The following is a 17,677-nucleotide window of genomic DNA, read 5'->3' on the forward strand; positions in this document are numbered from 1 at the left end:
ACGACCTCATGCGTATGCACAAGGTCGTTGCTGTTATCCCGTTTTGAAAGAGTGATTTGAAAGTCTTACTTTACTTTGACTGGAGCTGGATATTTTTTACCCAGCGTATCCACAGTTACTTTTTTCATCGTAGCCGGTTGGATCGGTTTGTCATTGCTATCCCGTTTGGAATTGACGATAGCATCGACCACGTCCAGCCCGGACGTTACTTTACCGAAAGCGGCATATTGACCGTCGAGGTAGTCCGCATCGGCAACCATGATGAAAAATTGCGATCCGGCCGAATCCAGATCCGCTGAGCGGGCCATGGATAATACGCCACGTGTATGTTTGAGTGTATTGTTAACACCATTGCTCTTGAATTCGCCTTTGATACTGTAGCCGGGGCCACCTGTACCGTTACCTTGCGGATCACCACCCTGAATCATAAAGCCTGGGATCACCCGGTGGAAAATGGTGCCGTTATAGGCTCCCTTTTGTACCAAAGAAATGAAATTGTTAACCGTGTTCGGTGCTACTTCCGGATACAGCTCAAGCTTAATTTTCTTGCCATCATTCATGACAATCGTGACAATCGGATGGGAAACAGCTTTGTTCTTGTCTTTAGTCGCAGCAGGAGTTGAAGTGCTTGTCCGGCTGGCAGCTTCCACATCGGCCGCTTTTGTACCGCATCCAGCAACCAGCACGAGCATGATGGCCAGTAGGCACAGCGTGTACCATGGGCGTATCGTTTTTCGGTTCATTGATATTCCTCCTGAAAGGTTGGATGTGTAACATCCTAATTTAAAGTTTGGGGGCAGCGCAGAACACTTTTCCATTTTCTATCATACCTTTTTTGCTGGGGATAAGGAAATACGGGTTTGAAAGCCGTATTCTTGACCCATACTGCTGCTATTCCCAAGGAAAGGGGCAGGATCATGATGGAGGTAGACAAAAAGCTGGCAAAAGGTCTCATATGGGGTATGGCGTTCAGTCTGCCGGTTTGGGTAGGGGTGCTGTACTCAGTACAACATATTCGTGACTGGCTATAACATAAAGCGTAAAGATAGGCCAAAACCGTTATGGTTTTGGCTTATTTGTATTTGTGCCAGTCCAAATTGCTGTTATTCAGCAGATGCTCAAAGTTGTTATCTAGCTTCTTCTGTTCAGCTTTTTTTGCTTCGACGGCACGCTGCCGTTCGTCTTCTTTACGCTTGTCCTGTTCTGCTTGGGCTTCATTGGCTTGAGCCTTAAGCTTATTCAGCACATCCTGACTCAACAGGTCCTTTAACGTAGCAGGTTTGTCCTGAGGCGCAGGAGCAGGGGAAGACGAATTTCTCTTCTTAGCCATGTCATCATCTCCATTCCATTCGATTATATCAGCTTCTTCACGGTTGTTCCACGATGGAAGGATGAGGGGGCGGTAGACTTTTCTAATTGAGGGGGTAATAATGGAATGAGCAGAAGGGACGTGTGGCATCATGCATCTATATTGGAAGCGAAACCTGGTCATTTTGTGGATTGGCGTGTTGTTTTGCAGCATGGCCTATTCCGTGTCTATTCCGTTTTTACCTATTTTTCTGAATACGGAAATGGGCGTAAATGATCATTTGGAACTGTGGTCGGGGACTGCCTTTGGAGTCACTTTTTTAGCCAGTGCGCTGATTGCCCCATTTTGGGGTTCGCTTGCAGATAAATATGGACGTAAGCCGATGCTGATTCGTTCAGGCTTTAGCCTGGCGGTGTTGTACCTGATATGTGCTTTTGTGACAGATCCATATGTGTTCGTAGGAGTACGACTGTTTCAAGGCCTTCTATCCGGGTTTATTCCTGCTGCGATTGCGCTGGTCGGAACGGGTTCGCCAGAAGAGAAAACGGGCTATGCGCTCGGTATAATGGCGACCGCTGGGGCGACAGGCAGCATTATAGGCCCGTTGATCGGTGGTGTAGTGAGCCATTATTATGGCAATCGGAATGCCTTTTTTTTCTCTGCAGCTCTTGTACTGGTATCTGCATTAATTGCGACCTTTGGCGCTAGAGAGGACAGCTTCAAGGGAACCCGTACCCGCTCGCATGTTCGTGATGATATCAAGGAGGCTATTGCTAACCGGCCATTGTATTTTTTGCTTATTTTGGCTGGGATAAGTACCTTTTCCGTTATGATATTGGAACCGTTAATTACGGTATATGTGCTTGAGATGGGAGTTGACCGCAGCCGAGCTTCTTTAAGTTCCGGGATTGTATTCTCAGCCGTAGGCATTGCGGCGGTGTTGATGGCTCCTCGATGGGGACGAATTGGGGGACGGACCGGATTTGCACATGTGCTGCTGATTGGACTGATCGGTTCGGGAATCGGGAACATCCTACAATTTTATGTAACCAACTTCGTTGGTTTTGGTGCGCTTCGGTTTGGATATGGATTGTTTTATGCGTCCGTCATGCCTGCTATCAACGCAATGACTGTGGAGGTCACCAAGCCGGAGTTTCGCGGACGAGCCTTTAGCTTGAATCAATCAGCCACCCAACTCGCGACCATGGCGGGGCCGTTGATTGGCGGCATGCTTGGCAGCTGGATGCCAATCCGCTGGATCTTTGTGTTAAACGGTGGCATATTGCTGCTTGCAGCGTTGTTGCTATGGGCCAAGGGAAAAAACGTTTTTCCGGTTTCAGCCAAGAAGAACGTCACGGATCAGGATATTCATTCTGCCGGATAGGAGAATGACAGCAGATTGTCTAATGGCATAAGCTTAAGGCTCCTAGAGCAGGTCTTTTTTTGCGCGATTAGATAATTATCCCAAACCTTTACTTTTAGTATACTTATTCATAACCCTCTACACTGATAATATGACAAGGAGGGATATATTATGATAAGAGACGACATTTTGCGTCAACAGCTTGAGAATGCTCGTCAAAAGCTGTATATTTTGCAAGCAAAACATGGTTTTAATCATGCCAGTGTGCTCAGACAGTCTGTAATTATGGATAACCTCATCAATCAATATAACCACCTTTTTTATATAAAAGAAAAAAAACCGACGGCATAAATGTAACCGATGGGCGAGAAACTTTTGGTGAGGTCACTCGCCCTTGTATTGTAGCGCTGATAATTATAACAACGATGCTTGTCTTAACTTTTCTAACTAGTGTGCAATCTATCATTTTAGGTACGGTTTGTTTGATGGGCACTTAGTAAAACACCGATAATAACGACCAAACCGCCGATGATTTGGCGCCATGTAATCGTTTCTTGCAAAAGCAACACAGAAAATAAGACTCCAAATATCGGAACCAAATTCATCAGAGAAACGGAACTGCTTGGTGACAGCTTGATTAATCCGTAATTATAAAGCAAAAACGCGATAACGGAGCAGAATACACCCAGATATACTAACAACATAAACGATCCTGTTGTTGGAACCTGCCAACGATCCTTTTCTAATAGAGCCAACGGTATAAAAAAGATACTCCCTGCAACGGTTTGATAAAAAGATAACGTCACGGGTGGATATTTGTCCACAACCTTACGCGTCATGAAAGTGTAAAACGCCCACGCAAAACCCGTTCCAATCAATATTAAATTTCCGATGAGTTGATTCTTACTATCGGAAATTTCGCCAACTGAAGTCAAGAAATATACCCCGATCATGGCCAGTGCTATGCCGCAGATTTTATATTTGGATAATTTCACTTTATACAAAATAAGTTCAAGCAGCGATGTAATTGCGGGATATGATGCAACAATTAATGCTGCGTTGGAAGCGGTAGTCAGGCTAACCCCTATATTCTCCATTGAAAAATAGAGAGTGATTCCCAAAACACCACTAAACGAAATCGTAGCCAAATCTTTTGGCTTTACTTTGACATGTTCTTTTTTAATCAGCAAAACGATACCTAGCACAACGGAAGCTATAATAAATCTGGATAGACCCAAGGTAAGAGGGGGGAACGTCGTGTAGGCTGCTTTGGTGGCAATAAACGATGTACTCCAGATCAATAGGGCCAGGATCGTAGAACCGTAGTAAATCCTGTTGCTTTCGCTGTGATGAGCTATGACTTTGTTCAAGTTAAATCCTCCCTGAGGTAATCCCCTGTGAAATACAATAGTTGCTACTATAGTGACTACTATAAAAACGTTACTAAAAAGATAGTGTGTATATCAGTTTTTGTCAAGGGGAAGTGATATAGTAAGGATGAACACGAATTGAGGAGAAGACGTCATGAAACCAAAACCAAATATATTAGAAATTCTACGGGATTTGAATTTTAGTGAATATGAAGCCAAGGCTTATGTGACCTTATTGGAAAGCTCTCCGCTTTCGGGATACGCCGTTTCATTGAATTCCGGGGTACCGAGATCCAAAATTTACGAGGTTTTGTCTGGAATGGTCAACCGTGGGGACATCATGGTCAGTCAAGAAAATACGCCTCTGTATGTGCCGCTTCCGCCACATGAATTGATTGCCCAGAGAAAACGCAAAGCAGAGCAGATTTTCAATGTGGCGCAAGAGAGTTTGGAGCAGTACACGGCATCATTTCAAAACAGAGAGAATATTTGGAATATTTCGGGGTATGAAGCCATTATCAATCGCATAAATGAAGGGGTAAAAGGAGCAAAACACCGAATTTTATTGGAAATTTGGAAAGAGGATGCCGAGGTGTTCCGAGATGCCTTAGAGCAAGTAGCCCAACAAGGAATTGAAGTGATCATTGTAGCGTATGGGGAGCTTAACTTTGATTTCGCTACTGTTTACCGCCATGATATGAGTGAAGAGATTACGTCCGAAATTGGGGGGCGGTGGATTGTACTTAGCATAGACGACCGGGAGGTCGTAGCTGGCATACTTTCACTAGGAGATGACAGCCGCGCTGCATGGACGTTGCATCCGGGTCTGGTGATGCCGATTACGGAAGTGATTATTCATGATATTTATATCATGGAAATCCTATATGAGTTCCGTGAACAATTAGAAGAGAAATTCGGCCCTAATCTAATCCATCTCCGCAATAAATTTGCTATGGGTCCGAATGGCAAGGGATATTATATTCCTTTGACTGAAAAAAGCATGAAACGTGTATAGAGATTGTCTGAGGTCCGATGTGCAAAAATAAACAGGCCCATGGAGTGTTCCATGAGCCTAATTTTATTGGATGTTGTGTTCTATTATTTTACGGTTACAATCACACGTTGATAATGCTTTAAAGGATGTTTTCCATTGTCCTGTACTTCTGCAATGATATGAAGCGTATTCCCTGACTTAGCATCTGCGGGAATTGTGAAACTAACTGCATTCGTATCACTACCTTGCAAGTCAATCGTGTTTACTTTCTCGCCTTTAGCTACTTCACGATGAAGCCCAAGCTGCATTTCACCCAGCAATTCAGGCTTAACTTGTGCTGGTTTTACTTTAGAATCTTCATACGTGTCGGCTTCAAAATACCTCCACCATTTGTAAGTCAATTGATCACCGTCGGGATCTGCACCTTCTGCATGCAGGGTTATTTTCTCCCCTGGGCTAGCCGTTAGGTCTAATCCTTCTTTGACGGTCAATGTTGGATTATGGTTGGCATCTTTGTAGTCGGATGCAATAGCCCAATCTGCACGAGCAGCAAAGTCATTTTGAATATCATCAAACCAACGCATCAGAGAATATTCTGCTTCGAATTTTTTCGTATGCACATCATAATCCAACACGGTATTTCTAAATAATTTATCGTTAACGACACCGAAACGGCCTCCCCAGCCACCGTAGGTTGGGTTTTCCATACTCCGCAATCCGTTATCTATTAAATAGAAGAAGGATGGAGAATCACCTTCAGAAATAAAGTCATACTTGTCGTATTGTGGATTTTTCTTTAAGTAGGCTTCACTGCCTCTTTGTTCTTCATCCAACTCGCCTTTGATGATATTGCCATCGCCCATCAAGGCATACATATTGAGCAACTTGCCATGACCATCTTTAATATTTTTGAAGTTCCATTCCCCGTGCAACTTGCTGTTTACTTCTTCTGTATGCATTTTCCAAGCATAAGCGAAATGCCAGAAGTTAGATTGATCATTAATAATTCTGATGTCAGGCCAATTTTTAGCGATGTAATCGTTGTAGCTATCGTCCTGGTCCAGAATGATGTACAGCACGAGTTTATCACTTACTTTTTTTTGAATCGTTTCCCATTGATCTGTATTTTTATATTCGTCTTCAATAGACTTTAGAGCTCTGGCCGTGGTATTGGTTCCACCCCAAGTTTGTACGTATAAATCTCTTTTGTCATCGTCCAGGAAAAGCGTTTTCAGGAAATTGGAGCCTTCCGTTTCTTTCTCCATTTCACCTTTATTTGAAATGTTGCCTATTTTGGTAACGCTCTTGATATATTCAGGCTTTGGATATCCCTCGGCATGCTTGATTAAGTTGGGATAAATCTCTCCGTAGGCATCAATCATATCCGTTACCCATTGTGTTCCGGTCCATCTAAATGGCTTGATGCCAGCCTTTTCATCACCTGCATAATGATATACAGAACTAGTCAGTACAATCCCGGACAAATCCATTTCATTGGAGTAAAGAAGGAAGCGAATGACAGAGTTCATATCATCAACTTCTCCATCGGTAGTGATCACCGTTCTGGCCTTGGTTGTTTTATTTTCTACTTTATTTTCCGTTTTTTCTGTTGGAGCAGCGCTTTCATCTTTCACTACGGCGGGCGCCTTACCACTGCATCCACTGATGATCAGAATACATATCATGGCTAATAAAAAAATGTTTAACCCTTTTCTTTCTCTCATTTCTGTTCCCCTCTCTGAACGTTCCTATGATGTTTTTTTAGGATTATGACCATGTAAGTATTCTTTTTATTCAAGATTTAGGCATAAAAAAAACCTAAACATATATATGTCTCAACAATAGTTGAGCATATATACATTTAGGTTTTGCCTGCATGATCAGTCACAATCCTGATTCGATTTTACATCAATGTCCGAGAAAATGAAAGCGGTTTACAAGTCCCAGCATAAAATTAGTTTTACGCTTTGAATAAACCGGATTCTTTGACTTCAGATAGGAAGTTGTGGAACTCAGGAATGTTCAGCTGTTGCTGAGCATCGGACAAAGCGACTGCCGGGTTCGGATGGACCTCCACCATGATACCGTCGGCTCCAGCAGCCAGGGCAGCTTTGGCGCAAGGGGCCAGGATGTCCTTACGGCCTGTCGAGTGAGTCACGTCCACCAATACAGGCAGATGACTTTCCTTTTTCAAAATCGGAACAGCGGAAATATCCAGCGTGTTACGCGTCCATTTTTCGTACGTACGGATACCGCGTTCAATCAGCATGACTTGCGTGTTACCACGGGAAACGATGTATTCAGCAGCATGAAGGAACTCTTCCATTGTTGCAGCCAGTCCGCGTTTGAGCAGAACCGGAGTTCTGGTTTCACCCGCAGCTTTGAGCAATTCAAAGTTGTGCATGTTACGCGCACCAATTTGAATAATGTCGATGTATTGGATCGCTTCCTCCAAATGTCTTGGATCGACGATTTCACTGATTGTAGCCAGTCCGAACTCATCACCTACACGTTTGAGAATTTGCAGTCCTTCCACGCCCAGTCCTTGGAAATCGTACGGAGACGTACGTGGTTTAAACGCGCCACCACGAAGAATCGGCACACCGGCTTCCTTGAGAGCCGCACCTACTTCACGAGTTTGCTGGTAGCTTTCCACCGAGCATGGACCTGCGACCATGATGGAGGCTTTGCCGCCTACCAGCGTATCTTTAACCTTAATAATTGTGCTATCTGGTTGATTTTTACGGCTGACGATCAGATGTTTTTTGTGTTCTTCTTTTTGATAGTTCAAAGAAGCCTTGAAAATATTTTTGAACAGTTGGCGAATCGTAGCATCGTCAAAAGGCCCACGGTTAGCCGCGATCAGCTTGTCCAGCATTTGTTGCTCACGTACCGGATCAAAGTCAGGTACCCCTTGAGCTTCCTTCAATTTTCCAAGTTGTCCGGCCAGTTCAGCGCGTTGGGACAGCAGCTCCAGCAATTGCAAATTTGTAGCATCGAGTTGTTCACGCAGCAGCTCCAGAGAATTTTCATTTGTAGACATACAGTACTACACCCTTCCCGAATTTAATTTGTTTTTTCTGTCAGTCCATAAACTTTTCTTGCAGAAAATAACACAAAAAGGCACTCGTCGCAAGGGACGAATGCCGTGGTACCACCCTAATTACAGAAGTATACATACGAATCGTCAACGTCGTTCAGTCGACAGCAGTAACTTCTGAGCTTGATGCCCGTAACGGGGGCTTCCGGAAACCTCTACTCGGACAAAGGAATGAATCCTTCTGTCGGTTCAAGGCTCGACTCGGGAGTGAATTTCAACGCGGGATTGCGGTACGCTCTCAGCAATTCGTACCTTTCTGTGGGAATCCGTTAGACGTTTACTTGTTTCCGTCGATGTCTTTGTTCATGGTATTCAAAAGATTTGACCTTATTTTAAACAAAGTAGGTGCAGAAGGCAAGCCCTGATTATCAGGTTCAAGTTTTTGCCCTTGAATTGTTGCCCTTGCAACAGGAGAAGTTTAAAAGGGTGCACACAAGCCATGTGTATCATCTGTGTGGCTTGGGTAGCACCCTTTTTGCATTCTCTATCTGTCCTTTCATTTTCCTTGATCCCTGGGTTCGGGATTCGCAGATGCGACTCCTCGTGGGTTATCTTCGGTCGAGGTATCGTCCGTATTCGTCTTGTCCGCAGTCCTACGGTCGTCTGCTTCCACAGGATTCAGGGCTTTATACCGTTTGTATTCCATATCGGCCTGAGACATCGGATCTTTATACATAGGAGATCAGTCAACTCCTTTCTGTTATACACTACATTACCCGCATAGCAGAATGGGTAACCGTTTTCTTCCATTCGTTAAAATGAGTGGTTAATCCAGCATATCGTCGCTTTCCAGTTGATCTTCTTCATCCCCATCGGTACCATTCAGCAAATCGGTACCATGTAGGAATTCGGCAGGAGCAGAAGGATCAACGGGACTGTTCGGTGTCAGTTCATCGGCATCTGGTACGTCCTCCAGAGGAGTATCCGGCCCTTCGGTCAGATTCTCCCAGTTGGTTTCTGCATTTTGCAGAGAAGGCTCAAAATCATTGTCATGTAGCTCAGTAGTTCGATCGTCACGATTTGCCATGTTGCTCAGCTCCTTTACTTTTTGTTGCTTATTCCGACCTTACCCAAACAGCGGAACGGCTAAACCTTCAGTTAGTGTGTCTGTAGGAAGCTAAAATCATGCGAATAGGGATATGCCCATTCTCAATTAGCGTTTTTTTGGTAACTGCTGTGATATGATAAAGAAGATAGGGAGGGATATGAATTGGAATGGTACATGTTTGGTCCGATGATTAGTCGTATCCGCGTAGGACAAAAGGCATCTACCCCGGGATTTTCCCGCACCCTCATTAGGCGCCCGGAAGGCTTATACTGGACAGATGGCGGACAGGCCGGAAAAATAGTAGAAATACGCGATTATTTATTTTCCGATATTTGGACGATCTATGAAGATGAAGATTGTGAACCATGGTTGGGGCTTAGAGAGCAGAAAGAGCGGCGCGAACAGGAAATGATCATTAATCAATATGAAGATTTTACAAAAAATGAGTAAAAAGAACATGATATCCTTCTTATGAAGAAGGTATGCACATCATCGTATAGAATAATATAATTTCAGGACGTAAAAAATGTTAAAACGTATACAAACTTGTAAATCCTACTATGTAACTTTGAGGTGCTTAATATGAGGCATGTGCCCAAAGCTGTCGCCGCCCTGCTAGCGGTCATTGTGATGCTGTTGTCGCTGGGTCACTCCGCCTATGCGGCCAAAATGACCCCGGAAGGGGATTATAAAATACCCTCCTGGGATATGAGATGGGGAGAGGTAGACGAGGATGGCTCTTTAGATGAGGTAAAGAATCCCAGCAAGATCTGGATGCATATTGAAGATGATACACAACTGCTTAGGCAGCCCGGCAATATAGGCTCCGCCTGGATTCGTATTAAGTTACCTTCGCTAAATGATGAAACGCCAGCGATCCTTTTTGAAAATATTTATGGCAGGCATATTACGCTGTATAAGGATGGGACCAATTTTTACGAATCCTACCGTGGGTACAATTATGAGAATAATCGTATTCTGATTCCGCTGAAGCCGGAAGACAGCGGTAAAACATTATACATATGGACGGAAAGCAGTAAGAAAAGACTGGGCATCATCGGTAATGTGATGACCGGTGATTACCGTGATTTGTTGGGGACCTTGGTCAGAATGGATGTTTTAGATATTGTACTGGGCAGTACGTTTATCTTTATCGCCCTGGTGCTACTGATCTGCTCGTTTTTTCTGTTCCGTCCGAGTATGGCCATGTGGCTGTCCCTAAGTGCGATTGTATTGTCTATTGGTCTGATGATCGTAACGTATTCACCGTTCTTGTATACATTCTATCGCGGCTATGGCAAGCTGTACTTACAACTTTTTGATGTGGCACTATTTATTCTGCTGCCCTCATTAGCCTTCTTTTTTGAGCAAAATATCAATTCGATTATACTGATTCGTAAATTCAGAAAGTTGTTAACCGCCTACTCTTTGTTCTGCTTTACCATGATGATTGTGAATTTAGGAGCACAGGAGCGGTTGAACAACATATATTATTTTTTTAGTGTAGTCATTCTGGGTATATTACTCGTCGCCTTAATGATACTGCTGGTATTTGCTTCGGTTCGCATGGCACTTAAGGGTGATCACGAAGCGATCATCTTATCGACAGGCTTTGCATTTTTTGCAGTCATCTCTATCGGGGAGCTGAGCTGGTTTTTCATTCTGGACGGACACTACAATATGTTTTTGTGGAAATGGGGCGTGTTCGGTTTTGTACTGGCGTTGATCGCGATTTTGGGCAGAAGACTGGCAGAAAAGCACAAGCAGGTGGTTCGGTATTCCAGAGAACTGGAAATGTTCAATAATGAGCTTCAACGTTCGGAGAAAATGGAGATTATTAGCGATCTGGCTGCATCTGTAGCTCATGAGGTACGTAATCCCCTTCAAGTTACACGTGGATTTCTTCAGTTGATGAGCAAGCAGGAGGATGGTAAGAACAAAGACTATCTACATATCGCTCTGGAGGAGCTGGATCGAGCTTCCGCGATTATTACTGATTTTCTGACCTTTGCCAAGCCAGAATTTGACCAAACCAAAACGTTGACCATATTGGACGAATTCAAGCATATTGAAGGAATCATCAGTCCAATGGCTAATTTGCAAGGTGGAAAAATTTCGCTGGATATTCCCCAGGAAATCAAAGTACGCGGGAATTCCTCCAAGTTCAAGCAGGCGTTCATCAATATCATCAAAAACAGTATTGAAGCGCTGCGAGACCAGGGGCATATTCATATATGGGCTTATGTGGATAACGGAGAAGCTGTCATTCATATTCGGGATAATGGTGAAGGGATGGATGCTCAGACTTTATCCAGACTAGGTGAGCCTTATTTTTCGAATAAGACAAAAGGCACAGGTTTAGGAATGATGGTGACTTTTCGGATTATTGAAACGATGAACGGAAAAATAACTTTTACAAGTGCAAAAGGGGTGGGAACAGAAGCGACCATCCGCTTCCCCGTAGCCGGATAATATCCGGCTTTTTTGCGTTCGGAGAAAACGGAGGGAAGCTTGCTGAGCCCACCCCTATGAGGTTAAGGAACCTAGATTAAATAAGCATTAACAACCATTCTACCACATTGAGCGAGGTTTCTGGGATGCAGCGAGCACGCCGGAGGGGTCTGGAGGAATTACCAGAAAAAACTGATCAGGCGTTTCTTCTAATGTTTTGATTTGGATATGATCGGGGATCACGACTCCTAACACATCACGAATTGCAGATTTGGGATCAGTCATCAGTTTCTCTCTGAAACTGGCATCCTCCCAAGCTTTTTGAATGACTTGTGTTTGAAGAACTTCAGTAGCCATCAAAAATCACCCTCTCATTCAATTGGTTATATTTACCTAGTCAGTATACCACGAAGGGCTCAGAAAAATCTAGCATTATTTCATATTTTTGGAGAGCCAGTAGTCAAGTCCGCCTCTTCTCAAATGCGAGCGTCCGCCTTCAATTTCTGCCGCCACTTCGCCCAGCTCAGCTGCGATAGAATGTGCAAAGCTATGTAGGCCGTGGATAGAAGGCTCCAGGGTCTCTAACTGTTGGACTGTTTGATCGGCAATGTTCACATAGCTGGCAAGCGCACCGCGTACATAAATCGCTTCCTGGATCTGTTTGGGTCCCAATCCTTCACAGTAAGCCGTCTTTTGCTCGGCACTGATATGGGACAAAAGACAGTTATAGCTATGTTCGACCAAATCTTCTGACCAATCCGCCCAATCATCCGACATTTGAAGCACGAGTAGCGCCAAGTCCGTCATATTTGTAATGTTTTGAATCAGATCGGCACGGCCTGCGAGCAGCAAAGCACCTGTTCCTGCCATTTTTAATGGACTTGCTTTCAGCGCGACCTTATTTTTTTCTCCTTGAAAATAGTCCTCTGTTCCTTCGGATATCACACTAACGGCCCATTCATCAACATACGTTCGGGCATATGACCAAAAAGGAGAGGTTGCCGGAAAAAGGTCCCGATATACGCTTAGACACTCGGTATAGAATAGTTGACTTAAAGCGAGTTGCGTTTTACGGTTGTCTGCTGCTGTGTCCATCACATCGTCTTGAATTAAATAGTGAGCCATGACGAACACGTTGCCAAGTGACAGCCTGCGGCATGTTTCGGGGGGCAGTCCTGTGAGTTCTTGCAGCCAAAATGGAAGCAAATAGCATATGTAATTACGCGTGCTGTCTTCTCGCAACGGATTAAAACGCGCCAGATAGTCCAAACCCTCTTGCTGAAAGGGAGCTGGAAACGTGGACGTCCGTTCCTCCGCTTGACGAAATACTTTTTCCAATTCGTCTTTGTATGCAAAATACCATTCCATCGCCATCACCTGCATCTCTTATGAATATTTTTATAGCGATTTCTAGTTGTTACCCGCCATTATACAACAGATTGCAATTTTCAATATTTTGTTATTTTTACATTGAGAATGTTATGAAAAAACATATGGAATGAATAAAAAAAGCAGAAAGAGAAAATATAGATGAAAAAGGATGAAAGAAGGGTCTGCAACATGAAAAAACAATGGAAATTGACCGCTGCTATTCTGTATGGAGGAGTGATGATGTTTGGCACTGCGGGTGCAGCTGGAGCTTCGGGGACGGAACCGAGTAATTCGTTGCAAACTCTCACTCCCAACGACTCTATCCAAGGGGCAGCCCGCCAATGGAATGCTGAACCACAGGACGAACACGGGCATGTTCACAGACATAGGCACGGCAAAAGGCCTGGCGGCTTGAATCACCATCTCAACGAGAAAGTAGCCAAGCTGCTGGGCATCACTCCTGTCCAGTTAGAGAAAGAGCTGGGACAAGGGAAGTCGTTGGCCGAGGTTGCTAAAAGCAAAGGCATCAAAGAGGACCAGCTCATTGATAAGTTGAAGAATGAAATGACCGTGGACTTGAAACGGCTTGTGAACCGTAAAGGCCCGATTACATTCGATCGTAAGTCCGGCGCTTCGAATGAAGCTCAATTGAAGCGTTAGCCGGGGAGGCCCTCAACCTCGACTAACGAAAACTAAATGTATCTTTTTGCACTAAAAAACCTTGAGAATGGCGGTCCTCAAGGTTTCCATATTCACCGGGCGGTCCGCATCGGATTCCTGCTCTCGCAGGGTACCTTGGTCTGGCACAGTCCGCAGCCAGCACCCGATTTGGCCTCGCCACCGTTTAGAACCGCAAAGTCTCGTGAAGCCTGACCGTACACAAATTTCATGCAGGCGATTTTGTCATGTCCGCCGTCCTTGCTGATGGCTTGCACAGGGCAGCGGGTAATGCACACACCGCAGATGCCCTTGCTGCACAGCAGACAGTTTCCGGTATGGCCTGTGGCTGAAGATGCTCTGGCATCAGGCGAAACTTTGAGATCGGTCACCACGGACAGCAGACGGATGGCAATTCCTTTTTCGGTGATGAAGCCGTCGTTGATACTGAAGGTGCCAAGACCCGCAGCATATGCAATATGTCGCTCCGACCAGTTGGAAATCGGCCCCCCTGTGGCACTATGGATGCTGTACCAATCCGTATCCAGCGGCGCAACCGCACGGTAACCAAGGCTTGTTAAGTATCCTGCCAAATGCCGCCTTGCAGACTGTATAAAATATTCATCGCCAAAGGTCCGCAGTAGCGCCCATTCCCTTGAGGCTTTTTCTTTTTGCGCACGATTAGCCTTACGGATCGTCGCGCTGATCGGCAGAACAACGCTGATAACGGTGCCTCCATCAAAACTCCCCGTTCCAAAGGAACGTTCAAATGCTTCCTGCGGCGTGGCGTGGTCGGGCCCCACCACTCTTTTGTACTGCTCAAACAAAGGGTCATGGGCGGCGGCAAATTGAATAATCGGCTCCTCGTAATAAGGACTCTGCAGTTCTTCACAAACATTGCCTTTGTCTTCGCTCACATAGGTTTTCATCTCGGCTACGATGTTTTCTCTCATATCCAATACGGATTCAACCATCCTATCCACATCCCTCTCCATGGTTATTGTTCATAGTAAAGTTTCCTTTCAGAAGCCTTGTGGCGGGCTAACATATATCACTGACCAGCCTTGGTACCGCGAAACGTTTTTTTCGTGTATATACACGAATTGAGCACAACCCCTCCTGGATGAGGAGCCGTCTAATATCCATCCAAATTTTCAATTTTGGATAAGAGTGAGGTCAGTATCTGCAGATTCTCGTTTCCCAATGACTTCTGCAAAAAACGTTGCGCCTCCTCCCAAAGCTCGGCTGCGTCGTTGTACACCGTTCTTCCCCTCTCCGTCAGAGTAAGGCAGCGGTTGCGACTGCCTTCAGCAGATGTATCCTCCACATATCCGCTATGCTCCAAGGCCTTCAAATTACGCACAATCGTTGTCCGGTCGAGCCGCATCTCCAGCGCCAATTCGCTTACACTTGCCGGTCCCAGCGCAGTTAAGTGCTTAAGCAGCGAGAATTGACTAATATTGAGTCCGCTCGGGGCCAAATATCGGTCATACAGTCCTGTAACAGCCATCGAGGAACGGCGCAGATTGATGCAGGTACAGACTGAGGCTGATCGCTCCTGCGAAGATTTCTTATTCTTTCCTGTCGTTTTCATAAGTTCTCCATTCGTACTATTTCGTGTATCTACACCATCTCAAAAGTGGTAGGTTTTGTAAGCGATATTTGTCACAGCAGCCAGCTCTATCGGTCTATCATGATTTATCCCCTGTAATCCTTCCTACTAATGAAAAGTTGAAATAACCAGTCGCACGAAATCAACCAGCGACTGGTTATTTAGCTTTGCTAGAATAAGAGTTGAGCGATACCTATAATAGCTTTTTAAGCTGGGAAATACGGCCTTGGGATACGCCGAGCCGTTCAGCATATTCGCCTTGCTTGGCGTTTGGATGCTCGCGCATGATTCTTCTTAGCTTCTCAACCAAATGTTGTGAAGACAACCGATGTACACTTTTTTCTTTGCACGCAGGTTCCTTAATAACAGGTACAGGCATTTGACTCACACCTATGTTTCCCTTCAGATCGTTTATGCATTTTTTACATAAAAATGAACCCCTGAAATAGCTTAAATCCCGAACCGAATAGCATAAATGACAGCAGACTCCTATATACTTCCGCATACTCAATAATCCTGTTTCAACATCCAAATAAAATTCTAAAGACTCACCAGCTTGAATCCCCATAGAGGTTCGCATCTCCTTAGGAATAACAATCCGGCCTAACGTATCCAAGGGACGTGTCATACCTGTATTTTTCAAGTGATCTTCTCCTTCCATTGTCCAACATCCAATGATCTCCTAAAAAAAATATAAAAATCAATAAAGTAAAAGCATTTATGTTTGTTCCAAAAGATGGTATTATCGTGAAAGAAAATCAATAATTATACCATTAGTTTCCAAACTACATTGTTTATTGAAATTGAAATTGAAATTCTATGAAAATGCTGAAAGGGTGGTTTATCCATGGAAATCACACCTACGATACAGGCAGAAATTCAAACTTATCTGAAACGAAAAGGCTTAACGATGACCAAGTTTGGTCACACGATTGATTTGAATGTAGGTACAGTTAGTAGCATTGTGACTGGTAACCGATCTATTTCTGTTCATCAACTGGATAGTATTACTGCGGGAATGAATTTACCACCGGATTATTTTTACGAACGTTATATTGAAGAATGCATTGAAGAATCTCCGCTAAACTGGAAAAAAATCAGCCCTTTCCTATACCGATGCATTGAGCTAGGACGACTGGACTGCTTGCAGCGAGTTGTAATTTTGCTATTGGATAACCCTAATTATCCGCCATCGCTCTTTGAAGTTGCCGAAAATGTATACAAAGACGGTTACAATGAAGCAGCGGCTTACCTTTACAAAAAGGTGGCTGAAAGTGAGAAGCAGCAGCATTCAGAGCGATTGGCGATCTGCCAGTATCGCTTGTTCCAAATCAATATTGGACAAGATAGAGCTATAAATCTTCAAGCTGCCATTGAATTTGCCCCTTTTGTGGATCGTTTAGACGAGATAGAGCAATTAGATGCCCTAAAAGATTTGGCGAACATACATCGTTCATTGAATCATTGGGACACTGTATATGAGTTAGCTCAGGAAATGGGGCGTAGAGCAAAAATACAGTACAAATTGAATCGTGACTGTGACAAACAAAAGAAACCAAGCAGGCCGCTTTTTGTATATATTGCTTACGCAGACCTGTTGTGCGCAGCCGTTTGTCATGCTCAGGGAGATTACGTACAAGGTCTTAAATACATCCAGGCTCACGCTGATTTAAGTTGGGTAAAGGAAAGTGATCCTGAAACACAACATTGGATCGGTTTGTTTCAAGGATGGGGAAAAATCAATACATGTGTAAATCAGCTGATGGCAGGTGATGCTACTGTTTTGCCGGAATACGTAGAGTATATGGAAGGCAAAGATGAAATTTTTGCCGAACTCTTAAATATCGTAGAAGCAGCCAATCGGTATAATATTGATATAGATCATATCCTGAAACACTTTGAGCCTCAAATTGCAACCTATAAGGAACCAATGTCTGCTGATATGTATACTCAGCAAGTCTTGCCTGAGGAAGCTGCGCGGTTTTGGTACAAGTTAGCTAAGTACAACCTAAATAAAGGTAGATATCCATATGGTTTCAAATGTTTAATAGACGCATTGGAAAAATCTGATAAGATAAATAATGCACAGCTCTCTCATACTTGCGCAGGTTTATTTGATCGTTTCAGAGCTTGTGCCGATCCTGAAATACTGGATCAGTACGAAAAATTGTCACAGGAGGTGTGGGAAAAAAATGATCAAAAAGATGGCTTTGCTTTTGGCAATGACTAGCTTATTGTTGGTATTCGCAGTACCAATCCAAGGCTTGCCTCAAGGTCATGGAACAATTTCTACAACTGGAATTATCGGCGGTGCATAATTCGAAAGTTTACCACTGGACCAGCTTACTGCTGGTCTTTTTTTGTATTATTTTGTAATTTTTTGGTTCAAAAAAGGTTCTTAA

Annotated in this window: 19 protein-coding genes; 7 read left to right on the forward strand and 12 right to left on the reverse strand. The window is 44.1% G+C overall.

Annotated features, from left to right (window positions below):
• Positions 1-65 precede the first annotated feature (65 nt).
• Together MKY35_RS05480 and MKY35_RS05485 are read right to left on the reverse strand one after the other, a co-directional pair.
• Entirely contained in the window at positions 66-743 is a 678-nt protein-coding gene (locus tag MKY35_RS05480; protein WP_029516108.1) for a peptidylprolyl isomerase, read from the reverse strand.
• Between the two features lie 329 nt (positions 744-1,072).
• Complete coding sequence (locus MKY35_RS05485) at positions 1,073-1,330, reverse strand: YqkE family protein (RefSeq protein ID WP_029516109.1); 258 nt, start codon at positions 1,328-1,330, stop codon at positions 1,073-1,075.
• 130 nt (positions 1,331-1,460) lie between these two features.
• On the opposite strand from MKY35_RS05485, the gene MKY35_RS05490 reads away from it, so the two are divergent.
• Both MKY35_RS05490 and MKY35_RS05495 read left to right on the forward strand, forming a co-directional pair.
• Positions 1,461-2,693 carry an MFS transporter gene (locus tag MKY35_RS05490; protein ID WP_342445824.1) on the forward strand — a complete coding sequence of 411 codons (1,233 nt, stop codon included), beginning with the start codon at positions 1,461-1,463 and terminating at the stop codon, positions 2,691-2,693.
• Between the two features lie 150 nt (positions 2,694-2,843).
• Positions 2,844-3,023 (forward strand): aspartyl-phosphate phosphatase Spo0E family protein, encoded by a 180-nt coding sequence (locus MKY35_RS05495; protein WP_023987319.1) that lies wholly within the window; start codon positions 2,844-2,846, stop codon positions 3,021-3,023.
• 116 nt (positions 3,024-3,139) lie between these two features.
• Here MKY35_RS05495 and MKY35_RS05500 read toward each other — a convergent pair whose 3' ends face one another.
• Entirely contained in the window at positions 3,140-4,042 is a 903-nt protein-coding gene (locus MKY35_RS05500; protein WP_342445825.1) for an EamA family transporter, read from the reverse strand.
• A 154-nt stretch (positions 4,043-4,196) separates the two neighbouring features.
• Here MKY35_RS05500 and MKY35_RS05505 point away from each other — a divergent pair, with 154 nt between their 5' ends.
• Positions 4,197-5,057, forward strand: a complete 861-nt coding sequence (locus MKY35_RS05505) for a TrmB family transcriptional regulator (protein ID WP_029516112.1) — start codon at positions 4,197-4,199, stop codon at positions 5,055-5,057.
• Between the two features lie 83 nt (positions 5,058-5,140).
• On the opposite strand, the gene MKY35_RS05510 is transcribed toward MKY35_RS05505, so the two are convergent.
• The 4 genes from MKY35_RS05510 to MKY35_RS05525 form a co-directional block, all read right to left on the reverse strand.
• The gene (locus MKY35_RS05510; protein ID WP_342445826.1) at positions 5,141-6,760 is read right to left on the reverse strand and encodes a nucleoside hydrolase-like domain-containing protein; all 1,620 of its coding nucleotides are present in this window, start codon (positions 6,758-6,760) and stop codon (positions 5,141-5,143) included.
• Between the two features lie 236 nt (positions 6,761-6,996).
• A complete protein-coding gene (locus tag MKY35_RS05515) occupies positions 6,997-8,079 on the reverse strand; it encodes a bifunctional 3-deoxy-7-phosphoheptulonate synthase/chorismate mutase (protein WP_029516113.1) in 1,083 nt (360 codons plus the stop codon).
• 553 nt (positions 8,080-8,632) lie between these two features.
• Positions 8,633-8,812, reverse strand: a complete 180-nt coding sequence (locus MKY35_RS05520) for a hypothetical protein (protein ID WP_029516114.1) — start codon at positions 8,810-8,812, stop codon at positions 8,633-8,635.
• A 90-nt stretch (positions 8,813-8,902) separates the two neighbouring features.
• Positions 8,903-9,163, reverse strand: coding sequence for a hypothetical protein (locus MKY35_RS05525; RefSeq protein ID WP_029516115.1), 261 nt, complete (start codon positions 9,161-9,163; stop codon positions 8,903-8,905).
• Positions 9,164-9,346: 183 nt separating this feature from the next.
• On the opposite strand from MKY35_RS05525, the gene MKY35_RS05530 reads away from it, so the two are divergent.
• Together MKY35_RS05530 and MKY35_RS05535 are read left to right on the forward strand one after the other, a co-directional pair.
• Positions 9,347-9,634: a hypothetical protein gene (locus MKY35_RS05530; protein WP_023987328.1), complete on the forward strand. Its 288-nt coding sequence runs from the start codon at positions 9,347-9,349 to the stop codon at positions 9,632-9,634.
• A 132-nt stretch (positions 9,635-9,766) separates the two neighbouring features.
• Positions 9,767-11,656, forward strand: coding sequence for an ATP-binding protein (locus MKY35_RS05535; protein ID WP_342445827.1), 1,890 nt, complete (start codon positions 9,767-9,769; stop codon positions 11,654-11,656).
• A 99-nt stretch (positions 11,657-11,755) separates the two neighbouring features.
• Here MKY35_RS05535 and MKY35_RS05540 read toward each other — a convergent pair whose 3' ends face one another.
• Entirely contained in the window at positions 11,756-11,992 is a 237-nt protein-coding gene (locus tag MKY35_RS05540; RefSeq protein WP_013309068.1) for an NHLP leader peptide family RiPP precursor, read from the reverse strand.
• Between the two features lie 75 nt (positions 11,993-12,067).
• Positions 12,068-13,003 carry a hypothetical protein gene (locus tag MKY35_RS05545; RefSeq protein ID WP_342446610.1) on the reverse strand — a complete coding sequence of 312 codons (936 nt, stop codon included), beginning with the start codon at positions 13,001-13,003 and terminating at the stop codon, positions 12,068-12,070.
• A 192-nt stretch (positions 13,004-13,195) separates the two neighbouring features.
• Here MKY35_RS05545 and MKY35_RS05550 point away from each other — a divergent pair, with 192 nt between their 5' ends.
• Complete coding sequence (locus MKY35_RS05550; RefSeq protein ID WP_342445828.1) at positions 13,196-13,666, forward strand: hypothetical protein; 471 nt, start codon at positions 13,196-13,198, stop codon at positions 13,664-13,666.
• A 92-nt stretch (positions 13,667-13,758) separates the two neighbouring features.
• Here MKY35_RS05550 and MKY35_RS05555 read toward each other — a convergent pair whose 3' ends face one another.
• From MKY35_RS05555 to MKY35_RS05565, 3 genes are all read right to left on the reverse strand, one after another.
• Positions 13,759-14,637: a (Fe-S)-binding protein gene (locus MKY35_RS05555; protein ID WP_342446611.1), complete on the reverse strand. Its 879-nt coding sequence runs from the start codon at positions 14,635-14,637 to the stop codon at positions 13,759-13,761.
• A gap of 161 nt (positions 14,638-14,798) precedes the next feature.
• A complete protein-coding gene (locus MKY35_RS05560) occupies positions 14,799-15,257 on the reverse strand; it encodes a MarR family winged helix-turn-helix transcriptional regulator (protein WP_342445829.1) in 459 nt (152 codons plus the stop codon).
• Positions 15,258-15,468: 211 nt separating this feature from the next.
• Positions 15,469-15,918 carry an AbrB/MazE/SpoVT family DNA-binding domain-containing protein gene (locus tag MKY35_RS05565; protein ID WP_342445830.1) on the reverse strand — a complete coding sequence of 150 codons (450 nt, stop codon included), beginning with the start codon at positions 15,916-15,918 and terminating at the stop codon, positions 15,469-15,471.
• 204 nt (positions 15,919-16,122) lie between these two features.
• On the opposite strand from MKY35_RS05565, the gene MKY35_RS05570 reads away from it, so the two are divergent.
• Positions 16,123-17,505, forward strand: coding sequence for a helix-turn-helix transcriptional regulator (locus MKY35_RS05570; RefSeq protein WP_342445831.1), 1,383 nt, complete (start codon positions 16,123-16,125; stop codon positions 17,503-17,505).
• The last annotated feature ends 172 nt before the right edge of the window (positions 17,506-17,677 follow it).

It is taken from the genome of Paenibacillus sp. FSL L8-0638, assembly GCF_038593075.1.
GTDB classification, from domain to species: Bacteria; Bacillota; Bacilli; order Paenibacillales; family Paenibacillaceae; genus Paenibacillus; species Paenibacillus polymyxa_D.

Coding starts and splice junctions, on each gene's coding strand:
- MKY35_RS05520 (WP_029516114.1), bottom strand. CDS start 8,812: ATGTATAAAGATCCGATGTCTCAGGCCGATATGGAATACAAACGGTAT.
- MKY35_RS05490 (WP_342445824.1), top strand. CDS start 1,461: ATGCATCTATATTGGAAGCGAAACCTGGTCATTTTGTGGATTGGCGTG.
- MKY35_RS05560 (WP_342445829.1), bottom strand. CDS start 15,257: ATGAAAACGACAGGAAAGAATAAGAAATCTTCGCAGGAGCGATCAGCC.
- MKY35_RS05550 (WP_342445828.1), top strand. CDS start 13,196: ATGAAAAAACAATGGAAATTGACCGCTGCTATTCTGTATGGAGGAGTG.
- MKY35_RS05540 (WP_013309068.1), bottom strand. CDS start 11,992: ATGGCTACTGAAGTTCTTCAAACACAAGTCATTCAAAAAGCTTGGGAG.
- MKY35_RS05505 (WP_029516112.1), top strand. CDS start 4,197: ATGAAACCAAAACCAAATATATTAGAAATTCTACGGGATTTGAATTTT.
- MKY35_RS05515 (WP_029516113.1), bottom strand. CDS start 8,079: ATGTCTACAAATGAAAATTCTCTGGAGCTGCTGCGTGAACAACTCGAT.
- MKY35_RS05480 (WP_029516108.1), bottom strand. CDS start 743: ATGAACCGAAAAACGATACGCCCATGGTACACGCTGTGCCTACTGGCC.
- MKY35_RS05485 (WP_029516109.1), bottom strand. CDS start 1,330: ATGGCTAAGAAGAGAAATTCGTCTTCCCCTGCTCCTGCGCCTCAGGAC.
- MKY35_RS05510 (WP_342445826.1), bottom strand. CDS start 6,760: ATGAGAGAAAGAAAAGGGTTAAACATTTTTTTATTAGCCATGATATGT.
- MKY35_RS05525 (WP_029516115.1), bottom strand. CDS start 9,163: ATGGCAAATCGTGACGATCGAACTACTGAGCTACATGACAATGATTTT.
- MKY35_RS05570 (WP_342445831.1), top strand. CDS start 16,123: ATGGAAATCACACCTACGATACAGGCAGAAATTCAAACTTATCTGAAA.
- MKY35_RS05495 (WP_023987319.1), top strand. CDS start 2,844: ATGATAAGAGACGACATTTTGCGTCAACAGCTTGAGAATGCTCGTCAA.
- MKY35_RS05555 (WP_342446611.1), bottom strand. CDS start 14,637: ATGGTTGAATCCGTATTGGATATGAGAGAAAACATCGTAGCCGAGATG.
- MKY35_RS05545 (WP_342446610.1), bottom strand. CDS start 13,003: ATGGAATGGTATTTTGCATACAAAGACGAATTGGAAAAAGTATTTCGT.
- MKY35_RS05535 (WP_342445827.1), top strand. CDS start 9,767: ATGAGGCATGTGCCCAAAGCTGTCGCCGCCCTGCTAGCGGTCATTGTG.